Origin of the sequence: Paenibacillus vini (genome assembly GCF_018403325.1) — a bacterium.
GTDB lineage: Bacteria > Bacillota > Bacilli > Paenibacillales > Paenibacillaceae > Fontibacillus > Fontibacillus vini.
In genome coordinates this window covers 155,060-174,220 of record NZ_BOSL01000010.1, presented here as the reverse complement: position 1 = coordinate 174,220, position 19,161 = coordinate 155,060, and the positions used below count along the sequence as shown (strand labels likewise).

Annotated in this window: 16 protein-coding genes; 13 read left to right on the top strand and 3 right to left on the bottom strand. The window is 50.8% G+C overall.

The window, feature by feature from the left end; genetic code table 11:
• The first annotated feature begins 33 nt into the window (after positions 1–33).
• A complete protein-coding gene (locus KJS57_RS16250) occupies positions 34–792 on the top strand; it encodes an SDR family oxidoreductase (RefSeq protein WP_213655588.1) in 759 nt (252 codons plus the stop codon).
• Positions 793–855: 63 nt separating this feature from the next.
• On the opposite strand, the gene KJS57_RS16245 is transcribed toward KJS57_RS16250, so the two are convergent.
• Positions 856–4,725, bottom strand: coding sequence for a carbohydrate binding domain-containing protein (locus KJS57_RS16245; RefSeq protein ID WP_213655587.1), 3,870 nt, complete (start codon positions 4,723–4,725; stop codon positions 856–858).
• A gap of 470 nt (positions 4,726–5,195) precedes the next feature.
• Here KJS57_RS16245 and KJS57_RS16240 point away from each other — a divergent pair, with 470 nt between their 5' ends.
• From KJS57_RS16240 to KJS57_RS16230, 3 genes are all read left to right on the top strand, one after another.
• Positions 5,196–6,527: an ankyrin repeat domain-containing protein gene (locus KJS57_RS16240; protein ID WP_213655586.1), complete on the top strand. Its 1,332-nt coding sequence runs from the start codon at positions 5,196–5,198 to the stop codon at positions 6,525–6,527.
• 130 nt (positions 6,528–6,657) lie between these two features.
• Positions 6,658–7,152 (top strand): RNA polymerase sigma factor, encoded by a 495-nt coding sequence (locus KJS57_RS16235; protein WP_213655585.1) that lies wholly within the window; start codon positions 6,658–6,660, stop codon positions 7,150–7,152.
• A 2-nt stretch (positions 7,153–7,154) separates the two neighbouring features.
• Positions 7,155–8,165 carry an anti-sigma factor gene (locus tag KJS57_RS16230; protein WP_213655584.1) on the top strand — a complete coding sequence of 337 codons (1,011 nt, stop codon included), beginning with the start codon at positions 7,155–7,157 and terminating at the stop codon, positions 8,163–8,165.
• A 76-nt stretch (positions 8,166–8,241) separates the two neighbouring features.
• Here KJS57_RS16230 and KJS57_RS16225 read toward each other — a convergent pair whose 3' ends face one another.
• A complete protein-coding gene (locus KJS57_RS16225; protein ID WP_114499079.1) occupies positions 8,242–8,400 on the bottom strand; it encodes an asparagine synthase in 159 nt (52 codons plus the stop codon).
• A gap of 152 nt (positions 8,401–8,552) precedes the next feature.
• On the opposite strand from KJS57_RS16225, the gene KJS57_RS16220 reads away from it, so the two are divergent.
• From KJS57_RS16220 to KJS57_RS16210, 3 genes are all read left to right on the top strand, one after another.
• On the top strand, positions 8,553–9,434 hold the full coding sequence (locus tag KJS57_RS16220; protein ID WP_211023872.1) for a carbohydrate ABC transporter permease: 882 nt from the start codon (positions 8,553–8,555) through the stop codon (positions 9,432–9,434).
• Positions 9,434–10,270: a carbohydrate ABC transporter permease gene (locus KJS57_RS16215; RefSeq protein WP_211023870.1), complete on the top strand. Its 837-nt coding sequence runs from the start codon at positions 9,434–9,436 to the stop codon at positions 10,268–10,270. The genes KJS57_RS16220 and KJS57_RS16215 overlap by 1 nt, the downstream gene beginning before the upstream one ends.
• 78 nt (positions 10,271–10,348) lie before the next feature.
• Entirely contained in the window at positions 10,349–11,611 is a 1,263-nt protein-coding gene (locus KJS57_RS16210) for an ABC transporter substrate-binding protein (RefSeq protein WP_211023868.1), read from the top strand.
• 478 nt (positions 11,612–12,089) lie between these two features.
• Here KJS57_RS16210 and KJS57_RS16205 read toward each other — a convergent pair whose 3' ends face one another.
• Positions 12,090–13,181, bottom strand: coding sequence for an FAD:protein FMN transferase (locus tag KJS57_RS16205; RefSeq protein ID WP_213655583.1), 1,092 nt, complete (start codon positions 13,179–13,181; stop codon positions 12,090–12,092).
• A 231-nt stretch (positions 13,182–13,412) separates the two neighbouring features.
• Between KJS57_RS16205 and KJS57_RS16200 the strand changes: the two genes are divergently transcribed.
• Genes KJS57_RS16200 through KJS57_RS16175 form a run of 6 tightly spaced genes read left to right on the top strand, consistent with a single transcriptional unit; the run spans position 13,413 to position 19,015 of the window.
• A complete protein-coding gene (locus KJS57_RS16200; protein ID WP_211023864.1) occupies positions 13,413–13,805 on the top strand; it encodes a NusG domain II-containing protein in 393 nt (130 codons plus the stop codon).
• Entirely contained in the window at positions 13,789–14,343 is a 555-nt protein-coding gene (locus KJS57_RS16195) for a Gx transporter family protein (protein ID WP_211023862.1), read from the top strand. Before KJS57_RS16200 ends, KJS57_RS16195 begins: the two co-directional genes overlap by 17 nt.
• Positions 14,344–14,376: 33 nt before the next feature.
• A complete protein-coding gene (locus KJS57_RS16190; RefSeq protein ID WP_213655582.1) occupies positions 14,377–15,216 on the top strand; it encodes an ATP-binding cassette domain-containing protein in 840 nt (279 codons plus the stop codon).
• On the top strand, positions 15,192–16,085 hold the full coding sequence (locus tag KJS57_RS16185) for an energy-coupling factor transporter ATPase (protein ID WP_213655581.1): 894 nt from the start codon (positions 15,192–15,194) through the stop codon (positions 16,083–16,085). Before KJS57_RS16190 ends, KJS57_RS16185 begins: the two co-directional genes overlap by 25 nt.
• Positions 16,086–16,087: 2 nt before the next feature.
• The gene (locus tag KJS57_RS16180) at positions 16,088–16,888 is read left to right on the top strand and encodes an energy-coupling factor transporter transmembrane component T family protein (RefSeq protein ID WP_211023855.1); all 801 of its coding nucleotides are present in this window, start codon (positions 16,088–16,090) and stop codon (positions 16,886–16,888) included.
• 39 nt (positions 16,889–16,927) lie between these two features.
• Positions 16,928–19,015, top strand: coding sequence for a peptidase U32 family protein (locus tag KJS57_RS16175; protein ID WP_213655580.1), 2,088 nt, complete (start codon positions 16,928–16,930; stop codon positions 19,013–19,015).
• Positions 19,016–19,161 lie beyond the last annotated feature (146 nt).

Genomic DNA, 19,161 nt, shown 5'->3' with positions numbered 1-19,161 from the left:
ATGAATTGTGAATATTTCGGGAGGTATTTGAAAGTGAAACTTCAAAACCAAGTAGCGGTAGTAACCGGTGCAGCTTCAGGTATGGGTAAACAAATTGCTTTGCTTTTTGCTAAAGAAGGAGCGAAAGTGGCCGTTTCGGATTTGAATCTGGAAGGAGCCCAGGCTACGGTCGAAGAAATCAAATCCCAGGGCGGTACGGCATTTGCCATTAAGACAAATGTGGCGGTTGAAGAAGACATTCAAAACTTGATCGACACGACCGTTCAAAATTACGGTACGGTAGATATCCTCATCAACAATGCAGGAATTATGGACGGCATGGAGCCGGCCGGCGAAATTAATGATGATAAATGGGAAAGAGTATTTGCCATCAATACGACCAGCGTAATGCGTTCGACTCGTAAAGTGCTGCCGATCTTCCTTGAGAAGAAAAAGGGAGTTATCGTCAACGTGGCTTCGGCTGGCGGACTTAATGGTGCTCGTGCAGGCGCAGCTTATACGGCGTCGAAGCATGCTGTTGTCGGCTTCACCAAAAACACGGGTTATATGTATGCAACCGAAGGCATTCGTTGCAACGCGATCGCTCCGGGCGGCGTGGAAACGAACATCGGGGCCTCCATGCAAGGTATGAGCCAATTCGGCTTTGGTAAACAGCAGCTCGGCATGGCGATTAACCCGCGTGTGGGCAAACCTGAAGAGATTGCCAAGGTAGCTCTGTTCCTGGCGTCGGACGAGTCCAGCTTTGTGAACGGTACGGTAATTACGGCTGATGCCGGCTGGACCGCATATTAATAAAAAATGAGTAAGCGCGTCTTCCCGAAGAGGAAGACGCGCTTTTTTTTGAAATCCTGCAAACTACTTCAGATACGGGCCGCTTTCGCCGATCTTACCCGGAGCCGGGTTGCCCGGCAGATCCAGCACGTAGACGCGAAGGTTGCCGATGCCGGACAAGGAAACGGACAAGTTGCCGTTCGTCACGGTTTTCACATCGCCTGTAATGGCGTCTTTGTAGGTGCCGTTCGGAATACCGGTGTAAGTCGCGGATTCGCTGATCGCTACAAGCGCAAAGCTGTCAACGCCTTCCGCGGCATTCGTGTACCGGCGTTTAAATGCCATTTTTCCTGTAATGCCTTCGGTTGAATATTGGCCTTTTTGCAAGGCAGGAATCTGCCGGCGAATTTGGTTCAACCGCTGCAGATGTTTGACCAGCGGTTTTTGCAGCGTTTCGGCGACTTTGCCGGAAGCGGAAGCCACCTTGCCGAAATCGCTGGCCACCACGGTTCCTTCAATTTCTTCACCGAAGTAGGCACGGCGTGTTTCTTCCAGCGGGCAGGTTGGCCCGCAGTCGATTTGTTCACCGGCCTGGAATTCGATTTCATCGCCGTACATGATGGTCGGGATGCCCCGGAACGTCCACATCAAGCTCATGTTTTCCGCCCAGGCGCCGGTTCCTCCATTGTAGGCCGTGCTCGATTTGTTCGGACCGAAGTCGTGACTGCTGACATAGACCACGTTATAGGTGGCGTCATTGGTCGCATCGTCCGAATCTCTGCCGTTATGGAAGGCATTGACCGCTTCGCTGAAATTCATGTGCATCCGCATGTCGATGATGTTCATGCCGGAGAACTTGCTGTGGTCGGGCTCATGATAATTGTTTCCTCGAAGGAAAGCATTGTCCGAGGTAGGCTGATTGGCCGTACCGAGTTGATTCTCGTAATTGTATTGCTCTAAAGCCGCGACTTCATCGTTGGCGCTATATTCTTTGCGCTCTTTCCAGGTGAAGAATTGGGCGGAATGGTTGACTGATCCGCGATTCCACTTGTCGTTGACGAACGCACCGACCTCGCCGAACATGAAGAAGTTTTCTCCCTTATCACCGAATTTCGCTGCGGAGTGCTCCTGAGCGGCAGGAAGGAAGTGGCGGTTCCACGTCACTCGAGGTATATGGACGGCGGTATCGATCCGGAAACCATCCACGCCCATATCGATGAAGTTGTTATAGGCTCCAATCAAATAATCCTGCACAGGCTTGCTTTCCGTGTTGAAATCGGCCAGATCCTCATGGAGCCAGCAACTGCGGGAATCTTCGCCTTCCCAGTTGCCGATCCAGCATGGATGATAGTATTCGGTAGGGAACATGCCGGAAGTTGCATTAGGCCATTGACAGTTATAAATGCGATAACCTTCCTTGCTGTAGAACTGTGTCGGCGTTCCCCAATTCCGGCAGGTGTTCCCGGCAGGCTCCTCCGTAGACCATATGTCGCCGTTATAAGCCTTGGCGGAAACGTCATTCGGATAAAGGCCGTCATATTCCAGCCCCGGAATTTTTTCGTCATAATACCAACTCCACTGCGAATCGCGAACCCCGAATACGGTTGGCGTGAACAAATCTTTCGCTCCCCATCGGCTGGAGTGATTGTACACGACATCCTGAATGATCTTGATTCCCTTGTTATGGGCTTCGTTGATCAGATCCTGATAACTTGCCCCGCTCGACTCCAGGCGAGGATCTACCCGGTAGAAATCGTAACCGTGATAACCGTGGAAATCATAATCCGAGCGGTTCAGCACGACGGGCGTAATCCAGATCGCCGAGAATCCGAGAGCCTTGATATAATCGAGCTTTTCCATCAATCCTTTAAAATCGCCCCGGAACATCGGATCATTGTTGGCCGCATTTCCCGAAGGTACATTATACTGCCCGCCGCGGTTATTCGAGGAGTCCCCGTCATAAAAGCGGGCGGTCATGACAAAGTAAATGGAATCTTCGCGGGCATCGCCTCCAAGCGGCGTCCCGCCGACTGGAGGAAGCGGAGCATCGCCTGTTTTGGCGGAGACCGGCTGGCTGGCCGCCGATTTGTTGGATGGAACAGCCTTGTCAAAGGCTTTTACCGTATAGGTGTAAGTCGTTTGTGCCTCAAGTTTTGTTTCCGTGAAATCGGTTCGGGTAGTCGTATATACCTTTTGACCGTCGCTTCCGCCTGTGCGCGTGATTTCATACCCCGCTACGCCTCTTCCGTTCTCATTGTCGATCGAAGCGCTCCAGGTCAAGGTAATGCTGAGGTCTTTTGCAACCGCTGTCACATTTCCCGGTACCGAAGGGGGGAGATTATCTTCAGGTAAAGGGGCGCAAGGGCTGATTGCATTGGCGGTGACCACACCGTCCTTAACGGTTGTGATTCCCGTGCCGATCACATAATTTTGGCCGTTGTTATTGTCCCAAACGGAACCGTTGTTAAACGTGGCCTTCATGCTGGTCGCTTCCCCGAGGTTGATCGTGATTTTGGTCCAATCGCCGCAGGCTTCCTCCGCCATTTTTATTCCGGGAGGAGTCGTCCATGCGGCTCCGGCAGGGGAGTAGTGAATGTTGACCTGAGACCACGCCCGCGTCTTGGTGTAATAGTAGACGATAGCCTGGTTACCTGCGCCCGCTTCTGAAGTCGTCACGGGAAGAGGGGCGGACTGGGAGGATTTATTCCCCGCTTTGTCCTTGGCCAGTACTGTGAACGAATAAGCGGTAGATGCCGACAGGCCGTTAAATGTATAAGATGTCGCCGTTACATTGGCGTCGACCAAGGTACCGTCCCGGTAAACTTCGTACCCTTGAAGGCCGTTTCCGCCTTCATTATCCAAGCTTTGGGACCACGATAATGTCACGGTCGTGGAAGTCTTGCCCGTCACGGCCAAATTGGCCGGCACGGCGGGAGGCGTGGTGTCCGTTGAACCGCCGGAAGGAGCACCCGGGGTGATTACTCCAGCGGAGTAAGTCCAGGTTCCGGGATTAAAAAAGTAATTGTTGCCGTTGTTGCTGTCCCATTGCCCGCTTCCGTTGTTGAAACAGGCCTCAAGCCGGGCCGCGGCTCCAATATCGATAGTCGATTTGGCATATCCCGGCATTTCGGCATTCTCCATTTTGATGCCCGGGACAGTCGTCCAACTACCGCCTGCAGGCCGGTAATGGATGTAAGGTGTGGCATAACCGATTTTGTAATAAATGGATACTTTGTTGGTGCTTCCCGCAGGATTGGTAGTCACCGATAGAGCGTTGCTGGCGGATGACACGTTTCCTGCTTTGTCTTTTGCCTTGACCGTGTAGACGTATTCCGTCTCTGGGAGGAGCGCGGTATCCGTGAAGGTGGTAGCGGTCGTTTCCGAGCCGACTTGCGCCCCGTTCCGGTAGACCAGATACCCGGACAATCCGCTTCCGCCGGCATTATCCGAAGCAGGGGCCCAGGATAGCGTCACGGTGGTGTCCGTTTTGGCCGTGCTCGTCAAGCCGGATGGTACATCCGGGGGAACCGTATCTACAGGATTAGGGTTGCTATCGCTCCAATTGGTCCCGCTATACCATCCTTCTTTATCCCTGAACATACCGGACTGGTTAGCCGCCGGCATCTGGTTGCCGTTGCTGTCTTTGAAAATCACTCTTGCACTGGAGACCCCTTCAATAGTGTAAACATACCAGTCGCCTTGTTCCGCGTTCATGGTCGGGGATGATTGCCAGGCGGGTTCGGTAACGCTCGGACTGGTCTGGTAGTAATAAAGTTGGGGAGTTCCCCAGTTTCCCGGTTTTTTGAAGTGAATCTTTAAGCTAGGCGAAGCCGCGGCAGCATTATCCAACGCGGTAGCCGAGGGGCTGGCCGAATCAGCAAAAGAAGGGGTGAAGGTTGATAAAACTAGAATGAATGCCATGAATATTCCAAACCATGCTTTTCTCAAATCCATTACGTGTTATCACTCCTTTTATTGGGGTTAATGACATATAATGCGCTTTCAATAATAGATTCGTATAAATCCCTGTCCTCCTTTCTGATGGAGTGGTTCTGCCGGGGAAGATCATTGCTCTCGCCAAGGTGTGACTGCTTTGCAGAATATTGGAGCGATTATGGGCTAATGTAAAAGGGATCCGTAGTTGGAGGGCAGCCAATAACCGTAGCGATTCATAATTGCAGTCCAAACTATTGGGCAAACGTTTGCGCAAAAGAGAAAGCGAAGCATCGTGTTGGAACGGTTTTAGAGAGGCTTATGTAGGTTGGTTAATGCGTATGTTATACTGCAAATTTTAATTAGTCAACCTAAAGTTGGGCAATAATCCCAAAGAACTACAGGAAAAAAGTCTTGCCCCATTTAAAGGAGAGCTGACATAATAGGGGGAATGATGACGGAAATTGACATTGAATATGGAGCGTGTTTTTTTGCGGACTTTATTGATCTCGGTATTTGTTGCATTAACTTTAATAGTCACTTCATGTTCCGGGATTTCGGGCAGGGAGGATGGACTCCAGAGTGATAATTTATCCGCCTTGTCGAGCGGAATCACTGCGGCCAATTGGGAAGAGCAGGTCGGTTATGACCGATTGCGGGTGCTTGTGGGGGGTATTCTTAAGGATTGGCGAAATCAAGGGGTTGAAATAGAAGCTTTTTTTGAAAATCCCGATGTTGAAGCCGAGTTTTGGACCGAGCTGGTTTTGATTTATTTTACAGAGGAAGAGGGCCGATATGGTAATCTTTTGGATGCCATGAACTGGATTCGGGACCATCAAGATTTAATCAAGGAGCAGGGGGAAGCTGCTTTAGCCGATATTTCAAATAACATAAGTTCCACGGAAAGTATACATAGTAGTGGTGAAAATCTGGAATTAAGCATCGATGCTCAACTGGTTGAGGCCATAAATAGCGGGGACACAAAAGCCGTTGAACAGATGCTCTCGCAGGGGGCGGACCCGAATGCTGTGGATGAGTATGGAGCTTCCGCCCTGCAGTTGGCTATCTTTCGCGGGGATTTTCCTTCAGACATGCCGGATCCAGATCTCATAAATACAGGAAAGAAAATAGCGCTGGAAATGGTTGAACTGCTGCTTGCGAAAGGAGCGGATCCCAATGCCCAGTCCTCCGAACAATCTGCGTTAATTGCTGCGGGGTTGTATTTACCTCAGGCGTGCATTCCGCTTCTTGAGGCGGGAGCCGAGGTGAATGCTACGGACCGGCTCGGGAATACCGTTCTGTTCTACTTGTTAAAAGACGAAGAATTATTTGCGGCCCTGTTGAAGCATGGAGCTGACCCCGATTTGAAAAATAACGAGGGCGAGACGGTTTATGATGAAATCCGGAATCAGAACGCCACGGGGATTGCTAAAATCTTGAATATGGAGCTTCAAGAACAATTAGTCACTCCGGTCAATCCGTATGTCACCTCCGTCTTCGAAAAAGTACATAAGGGAATTAATCAAAAAGAGGCTGTCGATTTATTTGGAACGGATTATATTGCGGGCGTGGATGAGATGGACGGTTCCGAGGTTTGGGAGTACGTAGTCACTGCAAAAGGGTACAAGCGTCCAACCGGAGATTTTGGCAGCATTGATTTTGAAGGCCTGGAAGCCGGAAAAATGAAAATGCACCTGTTTATTCATTGGAACGAGGACCAATCCGCTTGGTATAGTTCTGTTTATGTTCTTGGACCGGAGAAGGAAGTGTATGTATATTACATCAATCCGGGAGATCAAAAGACGGTAGGACAACCCCTGTAAACTGAAACAATCATGGGCCCTGAGGGGAAAGAGCAGCAAGAGTAAAGAGCCTGCAGAATTCGCAGGCTCTTAATTTATTTTAATAACATTTCCCGGCTTCGGCCGTTATACAACCGAAAGGAGGTGCAGAATGGGGCCCGGGCAGCTTCAACAAGTGCTTCAACATAAATGCGGAGAAATCCGCAGGTATTTAATTCGTTTGGGTGCCTCTGCAGCCGACGCGGAAGATGTTGTACAGGAAACGTTATATAAAGCGCTTCTCTATATAGAGGCCATTGAAGAGAACAAATTCAGTGCCTGGATGTATAAGGTGGCGATCAACCGGTACTTCGATTTATGCCGACGGGAAAAGCGTTACGCCTATCAGGCCGAAATTCCCGACGTTCAGGCGCCGGAAAAGGAAGAGCCGGAGGAACGATTGCTTCAGCGTGAACGGCGCGAGGAAATTGAACAGACGCTGGCGCAGTTAAAGCCGCTGCACAAGCAGCTGATTTTGCTGAAATACGAGATGGAGTTATCGTATCAAGAAATTGCGGAGCTGCTGGGAATGACGACGGAAGCCGTAAAGGCCACGCTGTTTCGCGCCCGGCAGCAATTCAAGAATAAATACGGAGGCGAGAAATAAATATGACGAAACCTTGGGAAGAAGATGACAAACAATTCGGCAAAGTCATTAAAAGAGCCAAGAGGAAGACCTGGATTCGCAACATCCTCATCTCGCTCGTTGCGAGTATCGTTGCCATAACTCTTGTGCAATTCGGCGCGCTTCAGCTGACTTATCGGGCAGGCGACAAAGCGCTGAATGAAGAATGGCTGCATATGACGATGACGAGTCCGAACGAATACGAATCGGGATATAAGAATCAAACGGGATTTTTATCAGGCACGCTTGAATTTTCAAGCTATAAAATCGTCGAGGGCGTACCGGTTCCCTGGGGAAGCCGAATGGCGGAATACAAAGTACCCGGATTCCTGAAATTCACGGGATTAAGCGGAAACATTGGGAACGTGACCGTAGTAGACCCCGATTTGAAAGCGAAAAATTATATGTACTATCGACCTTACAATGCCTCCAATGGACAACGGGAATTGATGTTTTATGTGCCGGGCGTGGATTATAACGGGAAAATAGTCAATGACCTCGACTTGGTGGGGAAAATGGGTGTGAACAAGGCGGCAGAGATGGCGATTTCGTTTGATAAGGACTACTCACTTGATGAGGTTCGGGCCATGCTCCCGGGAGAAGTAACGCCGGTCTGGTATTGGGTCGACACTTTCGATAATCGGGAAACCTTCAATTTCAAGCCGTATAAAGATGAACGGGGCGAGACCAGCTACCCTACTCCGATGACTAAGACTTTTGGCGTCTATGGATTTGGCGTACGGCCGGATTGGGAGCAGGTTGAGGTCAAAGATTTTTTGCAGGATCTGCAATTTGGATTGAAGCAAAAGGGCCGTTACACCAAGGAATATGAACGCATCAATAACTATCTCAAAAAAGACAAACAGCAACCGGATGAAAGCGACGTGCGCCTTCTTGGCGTCGTCGTGACCGGAACGGCAGAGGAACTGCAATCCCTTCGTGGACAGAGTTACGTAAGAGCGGTTGCCCTAGGGGCGGTTACCGAAACCTATTAAGTTAAAAAAGGGACTATCCTTCAGCAGAACGAGCTGCATGCGGGGTAGTCCCTCTCTTTTTGTCTTTCTGTCAAGGCTAGCGGTGCTCGATTAAATCGATGGCGCCGAGCACGATATGGGCCAGGCCGAAACCGAGAGCTCCGGTTGCAGCAAGTTTGTACTTGCTTCCAAGCAGTGATGCGGCAGAAGCGGATACTACAGCTCCAAGAACAGTAGGAATCAAGCCTTCACGCATGCAAAACACCCCTTTGGACTGGATTGGAAAGACAACTTTATTCTGGGATAGGAGCGCCTGAATTATTCATCGCCAACGGAGAGTGAAGATTCAATCCTTTGCCCCCAAGGGTAAAAAGAGGTCAAAACAGTTAGCTAAGGGGTGAGACCTGGATGACACGGAGAAAGACGTCCCAGCAGATACAGCAGTTGGTGTTTGTGGGGCCTTCGACGATATTTTTTGTATTGATCGTAGCGGTCCCGTTTTTTCTGGGCTTATATTATGCATTTACGGACTGGAACGGGATTTCCAGACAAGTGGATGGAGTGGGGCTTCGGAACTTTGCCCATATTTTCACCAAGGATCCCGCCTTTCTGAATTCGTTCTGGTTCACGGCGAAATTTACGGTGTTAGGCGTGTTGCTCACGAATGTAGTGGGCTTCTTGCTCGCCTATTTTTTAACAAAGAGACTATATACGCGTAACGTGATGAGGACGGTCTTCTTTATGCCCCATGTAATCGGGGGATTGTTGCTCGGCTTTATCTGGCAGTTTATTTTCGTACGGGGCTTTGCGTCGATCGGCGGGGCTACCGGCTGGTCCTTTTTTAATCTCCCGTGGCTCGGGACGGAAGCGACTTCCTTCTGGGCGATCGTCATTGTGTTCGTCTGGCAGAACGCGGGTTATCTCATGGTTATATATATTTCCGCCATCAACAATGTACCGAAGAGCCTGATCGAAGCAGCCAAGGTTGACGGGGCCGGGCGCGGACAGGTGCTGAGAAGTGTCATCATTCCGCTCGTTATGCCTGCGGTCACGGTGTGCCTGTTCCTGGCACTCTCATGGTCGTTCAAGCTGTTTGATCTGAACCTCTCTCTGACCAAAGGCGGACCGTTTAAATCGACGGAATCGGTAGCCCTGAACATTTACAACGAAGCCTTCAATATCAGCCGATTCGGCATGGGCTCGGCAAAGGCGATCATCTTCTTCGTTATAGTCGCGCTGATTTCGATTCTTCAGGTCCGGGCGACCAAGAGCAGGGAGGTTGAAATGTAATGGATACAGCCAAACGCTATCGCGGAGGAATGATTTTGATCGAAGCGCTGCTCATTCTCGGCGGACTGGTATTTCTGGTGCCTTTTTATTTTCTGATCGTGAATTCATTAAAAAGCTTTGGCGAAATTCTGACCGATTCGGCCGGATGGCCGAACGTTTTTCAGTGGGGGAACTATGCGGAAGCATGGAAAAAGACCTCGTTTCCCAAAGCCTTCGGCAATTCGCTGCTCGTCACGGTGGCGAGTAACTTGCTGCTCGTTTTGATGTGCTCGATGGCTGCGTACCGGATGGCCCGCAAGCCGACCCGGTATAACCGGTTCTTATATGCGGCGTTTGTAGCAGCGATGGTCATCCCGTTTCAGGCGATCATGATTCCGCTGGTCAAAGTGTCCAGCCTGCTAGGCATCATGAACTCGATTTGGGGACTGGTGATCTGCTATCTGGGCTTTGGCGCACCGCTTACGGTGTTCATGCTCCATGGGTTCGTCAAATCGGTTCCGCTGGATATTGAAGAAGCCGGCCGGGTTGACGGATGCACCGCTTACGGTACATTTTTCCGCATTATTTTGCCGCTCATGCAGCCGATTGCGGTAACGGTCATCATTTTGAACACCTTATGGATTTGGAATGATTATCTGATGCCGTCCCTGATTTTGCAGAAACCGGAGTTGTTTACAATCCCGATCGAGACGTTCGCTTTCTTCGGGCAGTATACCAAGCAGTGGAATTTAGCGCTTCCGGCTTTAGTTCTGGGCATTACGCCGGTAGTTATCTTTTTCCTGGCCATGCAAAAATATATTATCGAGGGCATCGCCCAAGGCTCGGTAAAAGGATAACGTTATCGCATCTTAGTGCGCATTATGCTTGATAGATAAAGCAAAAGGGCAAAGAAGGGCAAAGGAGGGTGAACCGAAATGAAACTGGGCAGACAACTCTTGCTCCTGCTCGTCATGGCGCTGCTGGTTGCCGGATGCGGCAAAAGCGGGCCGGAGATGGACGGGAAGCGTAAAGTACTGCATATTTTTCAGTTTAAGGTGGAAATTGCGGAAGCCATGGAACGCCTGAAGGCGGAATATGAAAAAGAACATCCGGACATCAAGCTGGATATCCAGACCGTCGGCGGCGGGAGCGATTACGGAGCATCCTTGCGGTCCAAATTCGCTTCGGGCGAAGAACCGGATATTTTTAATATCGGCGGATTTACGGAGATGGAAATGTGGCAGGAATACCTGGAAGATTTGTCGGACGAGCCTTGGGTGAAGGACGCCAAGGAAATTGCCAAGGAGCCGATGACAAAGGACGGCAAGCTTTACGGACAGCCGGTGAACCTGGAAGGTTACGGCTTTATATATAATAAGGACTTGTTTGAAAAAGCAGGAATCAAGGAGAAGCCTGTGACACTCAGCGAACTGCGGGAAGCGGCCGAGAAGCTGAAGGCGGCGGGAATCATACCGTTCTCCAACGGATACCAGGAGTGGTTCGTGCTCGGAAACCATAACGTCAATGCGGCATTCGCCAATCAAAAGGATCCGGCGGAGTTCATTCAGGGATTAACGGACGGCAAGTATAAGTTTGCGGATGATCCGGTTTTCAAGCAGTGGACCGAGCTGCTCGATTTGACGCTGGAATACGGCAACCCGAATCCGCTGACCACGGATTACAATACGCAGGTAACGATGTTTGCGGAAGGAAAAACGGCCATGCTGCAGCAAGGGAACTGGACCCAGGTGCAGCTCGACGGGATCAACCCGGACCTGAACATGGGTATTCTGCCGATGCCGGTCGATGATTCGGCGGAAGACAACGACAAGCTGTTTGTAGGCGTGCCGAACAACTGGGTCATTTATAAGGATTCCCCGGTCAAAGAAGAGGCTAAGGAATTCCTTAATTGGCTGGTGACTTCCGAGACGGGCAAAAGATACATCACCAAGGAATTCAAATTCATTCCGGCGTTCGACAGCATTCAAGGAAATGAGGAAGATCTGGGAGTGCTGGGGATGGAAGTGCTGAACTATACGGACGCCGACAAAGCGCTGACCTGGAACTGGTTCCGGTTCCCGAACGGGATGGCGCCTGAAATCGCCAGCAGCATTCAGGCTTATATCGGCGGAAAAATCGATAAGCAGGAAATGCTGGAGCAATTTCAGATGAACTGGGATAACCTGAGCGTGGAGTGAAAAAAGGCCACAAAATGGACGCAAGCGTCATACGGATGAGACACATCCGCGTGACGCTTGCTTTTGGTTTCTTTGTATATTCCCATGGGATTTATATTGCAACCCGCGCCTTCATGTACACGTTGAAGGTGCAACGTTATGGTTCCTGCCTAGACTACAACCGCAACTGTTTAACGGTTTCCAAAACAACAAAAGCCCTACCTCTCATTTGTCCTTGCGGCTCCGATGACCGCGCCAGCGTGAATTAGAAATACACGAAAATTCTTACTCTTTGGGTCAATCAAATAAGGAATTTTATACCGATCTGGTATTAGGAGAGTTATAATCTTTTGAGGAACTGCTATATGGGGTTTAACAATCTAATTATTCATATTACTGCAAATTTCATGAAAAGTCAACTGTGATTTTCAAAACAGCATAAGAAAACTCCGCTTCAAAGAAGCGGAGAGGGGATGATGAATAAGGCGAGCCGGCAAAATTAATTCGCAAATACATAGTCGTCGTTCGTTTTGGTCAGAAGCTCTTTGAAGCCCGAAGTGGCGTATAATTTCTTGTCTTTCGAAATAAATAAAGCTTCGGTATCGGGAGTATTCTCGATGAAGGCGAGACCTTCCTCTATGCCAAGGACAAACAGTGTCGTGGAGAGCGCATCGGCGTCCGTGGACCGGTTGGTTACGATCGTTACGCTGCTGATGCCATTATCCACGGGGTAACCCGTTTTCGGATTGATGATATGCTGGTACAACTGGCCGTCCTCGATAAAGAAACGCTCGTAGATCCCCGAGGTGACTACGGTTTTGTCTTCGACTTTAATGTTACCGATCGGGTTGCCCCGTTCCTGGTCGGGATCCTGAATTCCGATAGTCCAAAGGTTCCCGTTCGGCTTTTTCCCCATAGCGTAAACATTCCCGCCCAAATCGATAATGGCGCTGTTAAAGCCTTGTTCTGCCAGATAATCGTAAATCCGGTCTGCGGCGTAGCCTTTGCCTATAGAGCCTAAATCGATCGCCATTCCTTTTTCCTGCAAAAAGATTTCATGCTTGTCGGCGTTCATATCGATTTTGGTGTAATCACAAAGCGCCTGGGCAATGGCGATATCTTCAACTGCTGGAACATGGGCGCCTTCATGACCGATATTCCACAAAGTCACCAGGTTCCCGATCGCCGGATCGAATCGCCCGTCCGTCCGTTTGGCGTAGTCCAGCGCCGTGGAGACAAGATCATAGGTCTCCTCGGACACTTTTACTGGTGCCACACCGGAATTGGCGTTGACCTGGTAAATCTCGCTTCCCTCCGCCGTGCGGCTGATTCTGCCATCTATTTCTTGCATCAAGGCGTCAAGCTCCTCGAAATTTTTCGAAGTAGCCCGGTTGTCATATATTTTGACGTTTACCACGGTATCAAAAATAAAAAAGGTTTGGCCCAACGGTTCAACAGCCTGGTTTTTCGATGCTTTCGAGCCGACAGCGGTTCCGGTCTCTGACGAAGTACCGTTTCCGGAACATCCGCCCAGCAATGCCGCGACCATGGATAAAGCCACCAACAGGATTGCCGATTTGTTTTTTTTCATATTCGTAGCCTCTTTTCTCCTGTCATTTCGCCCTTGATTTTAGCAGAAAGTAATCGGTGCTAAAAGTACTTTTATTCACAAAGTAATAATTATCCTATAAAATTCCTTCTTAAGTGAGGATTTTGTGAAAAGCTTCTTGGAAAGCGACAAATATCACACGGCCGTGAGGAATGTTACAGGTATAATGGGTTCATCTAAGATTTATATAATTAAAAAATAAGGGAGTTTGCCATGAAACGCGGAGATATCCTACTGATCGGCTTAATTGTTGTCATTGCCGCAGCGTTTTTGGTCCCGAGGTGGCTCGGTGGGGACTCAAGTGAAAAAGATCACAATGAAAAACGCGTAGCAAAAATTACGGTTGACGGAAAGTTGTTCCGTACGGTGGAGTTGACCGGGGAAGAGCAAACCGTGGAAATCAAAACCGAGTTCGGATACAACCTGTTAAAAGTCCATGATTATGGAATAGAAATGATCGATGCCGATTGTCCGGACAAAGTTTGCCTTACGTTTGGGTTCGTGGAGCGAAACGGAGGGACGATCGTGTGTTTGCCGCATAAGTTGATTGTGGAAATTAGCGGTTCGTCCGGTGAAGGAGATGATGTCGATGTCATCGTTAAATGAACAATCGAATCTGGCATTAAAAAGAACGGTGATCGTTGCTATTTTCGCCGCGGTTGCGGTGGTGCTTAGTTTGGTGGAATCACTTATACCGATCAATATGAGCGTACCCGGCGCCAAACTGGGTCTGGCCAACATCATGGTGCTAACTTGCCTTTATTTTCTAAGGGCCAGGGATGCATTAATGATGGTCTTGCTCAAGACGCTGCTTACGGCATTTATATTCGGTACATTTTCGAGCTTTTTGTTCAGCATCATGGGGGCGCTGTTCAGCTTTGCGGCTATGTGGTTTCTGCTGTTGGTCGGCCGGAAGCGGCTTAGCGCCATCGGGATCAGTATTGTCGGCGGGATCGCCCACAATATCGGCCAGCTTACGGCCGCATCCCTGTATTTTAACACTACAAAAATATTCTACTATCTGCCGATGCTGCTCATTATGGGAGTACTCACCGGGATTGCCGTAGGCATTGCGGTACGGTATTTGATTCCTTCGTTATCCAAGCTTTCGCTGTTCGACGGATTTCTGACGGAAGCGGCTTAATTACAGAATGGATGTCGGAAAGGGGAAAAGACGATGGAAGGGACCGGGCTTGCTTTCGAATTGCAGCAGGTATCTTTTGCATATGGGCCGGAGCAACCGGTTCTCGGTGATGTAACTCTCGACATTCTTCAAGGAAGTTGGGTGTCGCTGGTAGGGCCTAACGGATGCGGAAAATCGACGCTCGCCAAGCTGCTTGGCGGTCTTCTGGCCGTAAACAGCGGCAGCATTATAGTAGAAGGAACTCCTCTGTTGAGGGAAACCGTCCAGCAAATTCGCCCTCGGATCGGCATGGTATTCCAGAATCCCGACAACCAATTTATCGGAGCTACCGTAGAGGAGGACATTGCGTTCGGCTTGGAGGGACGCTGTTTGCCAAGGGCGGAGATGGTAGAGCGGGTGAAGCGTTATGCGGATAAGCTGGAGATCGGCCACCTGCTGGCCAAACACCCCGCCGAATTGTCGGGGGGACAGAAGCAGCGGGTTGCTGTGGCGGCTATTTTGGCAATGGAGCCAGGGATCGTTATTTTTGATGAAGCGTCCTCCATGCTGGATGAGAAGGCACGGGGAGAGCTGTTGAACATATTGCGTGAAATGAAGCATAGCGGAAAATACACGATGATTTCCATTACCCATGACGCGGAGGAAATCATGGCTTCGGACCGTGCGATTGTGCTGCGGGATGGAAGGATCGCGGCCGACCTTAAGCCAAGGGATTTGTTCGGCGATGAAGAGCTACTGGATTCCTGCCGGTTAATCGCTCCTTACGAAGTCCGGCTGGTCCGGGAACTCTGCCGGCAAGGTATCCGCTTGCCGGCCGGATACTGCGGCGAGGAGGTGGCGGAAGCGCTATGGCAATTGTATTCGAACAAGTAAGCTTCGCCTATGATGAACGCAGCCTTTGGCGCCACAGCGCGCTTGAAGAGGTTAGCCTGGAACTGGGAACAGGCGTGTTTGCCGCCGTTGCCGGCTCAACCGGCTCCGGCAAATCGACCCTGCTGCAGCATTTTAACGGCATATTGAAACCGACCGGGGGTAAAGTCCGGGTGCTGGATTTCACCTTGCAGGCCGGGGAAAAGCAGCCTCCGCTGCGCGAATTGCGGCGGCGCGTAGGACTGGTGTTCCAATTTCCGGAACAGCAATTGTTTGAAGATACGGTGGAGAAGGACCTTTGCTTCGGACCGCTGAACTTCGGGATGGGGGCGGAGGAAGCAAGGGAACGGGCCAGCAAGGCGCTCGCCTTGGTCGGTCTTGACGATTCGTTTCTTCCCCGCAACCCGTTTCATCTAAGCGGCGGGCAAATGCGCAAAGTGGCCATTGCCTCCGTATTGGCGATGGACCCGGATGTTATTGCGCTGGATGAGCCGACCGCAACGCTGGATCCGCAGAGCCGGGCCGAACTGGCCGAGCTGCTGTCCCGGCTCCAGCGGGAGCAAGGCAAGACGGTGATCGTCGTTACCCACCGGATGGAAGAGATGCTACCTTACGTAGATACATGGATCGTGATGAAGGGGGGAGCCAAGGTGTTCCAGGGTTCCCCGGCCGAGTTGGTCCGTGAGTCGGGCTGGTTGGAAAGGGAATGCGGGCTGGCGGTTCCCGCCTGCATTACGACATGGAACAACATTGCAGCGCGCTTCGGGCTGGAGGATGAAGAGCCATGCCTGACCTCGGAGAAGCTGGCTTGGCGTGTCGCCCGGCTACTGGAAAGGCCTGGGCAAAGCATCATGAGGGAAGGGGGCGGTTAGTAATGCGCAACAAATTACTGTTCGGGCGAAGCATCGATACCGGATCCTGGGTCCATGGCGTAGACCCACGGGCGAAGTTGACTGGAATGATACTTTATCTGGCCGCCATCGTCATCGTCGGCTCCTGGCCGGCGCTCGGTATCGCAGCGGCTTTCTCGCTGGCGTATATGATCTCAACCCGGATTCCCCTGAAATATTACGCCAAAGCCGCCAAGCCTTTATGGGTACTGATGGTTTTTATTTTTGCGGTCCAATGCCTGACGGTGAAACAGGGGGATGAGCTGTTTCGCCTGGGCTCGTGGGCTTTGTATACGGGGGGCTTAAGCAGCGGGCTGATCGCCGCCTCGCGGATGGCGCTGCTGGTCTCCTTTACGGCGATCCTTACGTTTACGACAACGCCGGGCTTGCTGAACCAGGGACTGGCGGGCGTGCTTACTCCGCTTAGAGTTATCGGGATCTCGGCCCAACGGTTGACGCTTATGATGAGCATTGCACTGCGGTTCATTCCGACGATTTTGGATGAAACGCACAAAATTTTGAAGGCTCAAGCTGCACGCGGCGCGGATCTGAAAGAGATGCCCTGGAAGGAAAAAGGGAAGATGCTGGTCTCGCTGCTGGTTCCGGTCACGGTCAGCGCCTTTCGCAGGGCTGAAGAGCTCGTGTTGTCGATGGAGTCCCGGGGGTACGTGATCGGGGCGCCCCGATCGGAATACCATTTGCTGAGCTGGCGTTTGCGGGACACCTTGTTTGTGGTGTCTTACGTGGCGCTTGTTGCGGCTGTGCTGTCAATTAGATGGATATAGACCTGCTAATACAGCGGGAAAACGGAGGAGGAGAACACCGTGGCGCGTTATTTTAACGGTAGAGAAGTCGAACTGCTTGCACCGGTCGGAACATTCGAGATATTCAATGAGGTTATCAAGGCGAATTGCGATGCCGTTTATTTCGGCGGACCCAGTCTGAATATGCGTATGATGCGCAAGGGATACAATTTTACGCTGGAGGAAATTACGGAAGCGGTCAAAATCGCTCATAGCTTGGGCAAAAAGGCTTACGTGACCGTAAATAATCTGTTAAATGAAGGCGAAATCGAAGAGGCGAAAGACTATTTGCGGTTTCTTGAGCAGGCGGCTCCGGATGCGATTATCGTCCAGGATTTTGCCGTACTTGCTTTGATCAAGCAGTTGAACCTGTCGATCCCGGTGCATTCCTCGGTCATGATGAATGTACATAACGTGGAAATGGTTAGAGCGCTTCAAGAGATGGGCGTCACTCGGGTCGTCACGTCCCGCGAAATGGATTTGCATACGACACGCTATTTACAGGCCGTCACCGGTATGGAGCTGGAATATTTTATCCACGGCGATATGTGCTCTGTCCATGGGGCTAATTGCTATTTCAGTTCCCTGGTATTCGGAATGAGCAGCAATCGGGGCAAATGCCTCAAGCCGTGCCGCTGGGATTACCGCATCAAAAAAGACGGTAACGTCTATCCGTCCGAATACCCGCTTGCCGTAAAAGACATGTTCATGTACGAGCATATTCCGGAACTCATTCACGGCGGAATCACTTCGTTTAAAATCGAAGGACGCATGCGGGACAAAGAATTCGTCATCATGCTGGTAAATGCCTACGGAGATGCGATAGATCGCTATATCAACGATCCGGCCGGGTTCGAGCGGAGTAAGGATACGGAGCTGCTGTATCAGAATCGCAAACGCGATTTCTCCACGGCCTATGCCTTTGGGCGCCCAGGGCTGTCCAATATCAATAAACGGTATGAGGGGACCGGTAAGTTCTACAGTACGGGAAAAGTATTCAGTACGCCGACGGAGGAACGGGAGTTGGGCGTGAAACGGCTCGATGAAATCCGTGACAAATGGAGCGGCGGAAGTATGGATGAAGGTGGACGGCATAGCGACAAGTTGAGTGCAACGTTACTTACGGATTCGGGGCGAACTGAGAAGCAGTCCCTTGCCGAAGTATCGGTGCATGTAAATAATGTAACGCAGGCCAAAGCAGCATTGGAAGCCGGGGCCGACCACATTTATTTGTCGGGCGATGTTTTTGAACCGGATCGTCCGTTTACTAAGGCGGAGATTATGGAATTGGCAGCAGTTAAGGGGCAGGCAAAGCTGTATGTGTGTCTGCCGCGGATGATGACGGAGCTGCATTTTGATATTTACGATGCGCTGCTGTCTGGGGAACGCCTCCCGATTGACGGGGTCATGGTAACCAACCTGGGAGCGGTTCGCAAATTTGCCTCCAAAGGATATCCTCTTGTGGGCGATTTCAACTTGAATGTTTATAACCGGCTGTCTGCCGGATTCTATAGCGAGCTGGGTGTAGAGCGATTAACGGCATCGATGGAACTGCCGCTGCTGGATTTCACAGCGCTGCTCGCAAATTCCCCTGTACCGCTAGAAGCTATAGTCCACGGCTCTCCTGCTCTGATGTACATGGAGCATGACCTGTACGAGAATGCCGATGTATTCCAGCCGATCGGCGAGGAAGACAACCAATTCGTGGACAACAGCGTACTTGTGCTGATGACGGATAAAGGTGAAAACCCCGTTTACCGGGACGCCTATGGCCGCAACCATCTGACCTTAGCGAAGGAGCTCTGCCTTCTTCCGCTGGTGAAGGAATTGAAGGAAGCCGGATTGTCCGTCTTCCGGATCGAAGGAGCGACCTACCGGCCGGAGCAATTGGGGACAATCGTCGCCACGTATAAGGCCGCTTTGGCGGAGCCGGACACAGCCGTCGAGCTGTTCGCGGCATTAAAGCCGGTATACGCCGGCTACACGCTGGGCGCGCTGCAATTTGACGGCGGACCGGCAGGAGGCGTGGCTGGAGTTGGGGCCGGAGCTGGAGCTGATAAGGTCGATACTGAGGCAGCGGCTGGACTCGTAACAAGCGGGCTGGTGTGAAGTAAAACCTGGGGCTCGATTGAAGGTGAATTAACTGGAAAATCTACAGTTAATTTACGAGAAAACAGTCCCTGCACCAATTTAACTGGAAAACCTACATCTAATTTCGGGATTCTACCCCTTAATGGTCCTGAAATGGATAAATA

Excerpts from the sequence above, each read along its gene's own strand:
- KJS57_RS16180 (WP_211023855.1), top strand. The coding sequence starts at position 16,088 with ATGCGCAACAAATTACTGTTCGGGCGAAGCATCGATACCGGATCCTGG.
- KJS57_RS16225 (WP_114499079.1), bottom strand. The coding sequence starts at position 8,400 with ATGCGTGAAGGCTTGATTCCTACTGTTCTTGGAGCTGTAGTATCCGCT.
- KJS57_RS16220 (WP_211023872.1), top strand. The coding sequence starts at position 8,553 with ATGACACGGAGAAAGACGTCCCAGCAGATACAGCAGTTGGTGTTTGTG.
- KJS57_RS16235 (WP_213655585.1), top strand. The coding sequence starts at position 6,658 with ATGGGGCCCGGGCAGCTTCAACAAGTGCTTCAACATAAATGCGGAGAA.
- KJS57_RS16230 (WP_213655584.1), top strand. The coding sequence starts at position 7,155 with ATGACGAAACCTTGGGAAGAAGATGACAAACAATTCGGCAAAGTCATT.
- KJS57_RS16190 (WP_213655582.1), top strand. The coding sequence starts at position 14,377 with ATGGAAGGGACCGGGCTTGCTTTCGAATTGCAGCAGGTATCTTTTGCA.
- KJS57_RS16210 (WP_211023868.1), top strand. The coding sequence starts at position 10,349 with ATGAAACTGGGCAGACAACTCTTGCTCCTGCTCGTCATGGCGCTGCTG.
- KJS57_RS16215 (WP_211023870.1), top strand. The coding sequence starts at position 9,434 with ATGGATACAGCCAAACGCTATCGCGGAGGAATGATTTTGATCGAAGCG.
- KJS57_RS16185 (WP_213655581.1), top strand. The coding sequence starts at position 15,192 with ATGGCAATTGTATTCGAACAAGTAAGCTTCGCCTATGATGAACGCAGC.
- KJS57_RS16195 (WP_211023862.1), top strand. The coding sequence starts at position 13,789 with ATGTCATCGTTAAATGAACAATCGAATCTGGCATTAAAAAGAACGGTG.
- KJS57_RS16245 (WP_213655587.1), bottom strand. The coding sequence starts at position 4,725 with ATGGATTTGAGAAAAGCATGGTTTGGAATATTCATGGCATTCATTCTA.
- KJS57_RS16205 (WP_213655583.1), bottom strand. The coding sequence starts at position 13,181 with ATGAAAAAAAACAAATCGGCAATCCTGTTGGTGGCTTTATCCATGGTC.
- KJS57_RS16200 (WP_211023864.1), top strand. The coding sequence starts at position 13,413 with ATGAAACGCGGAGATATCCTACTGATCGGCTTAATTGTTGTCATTGCC.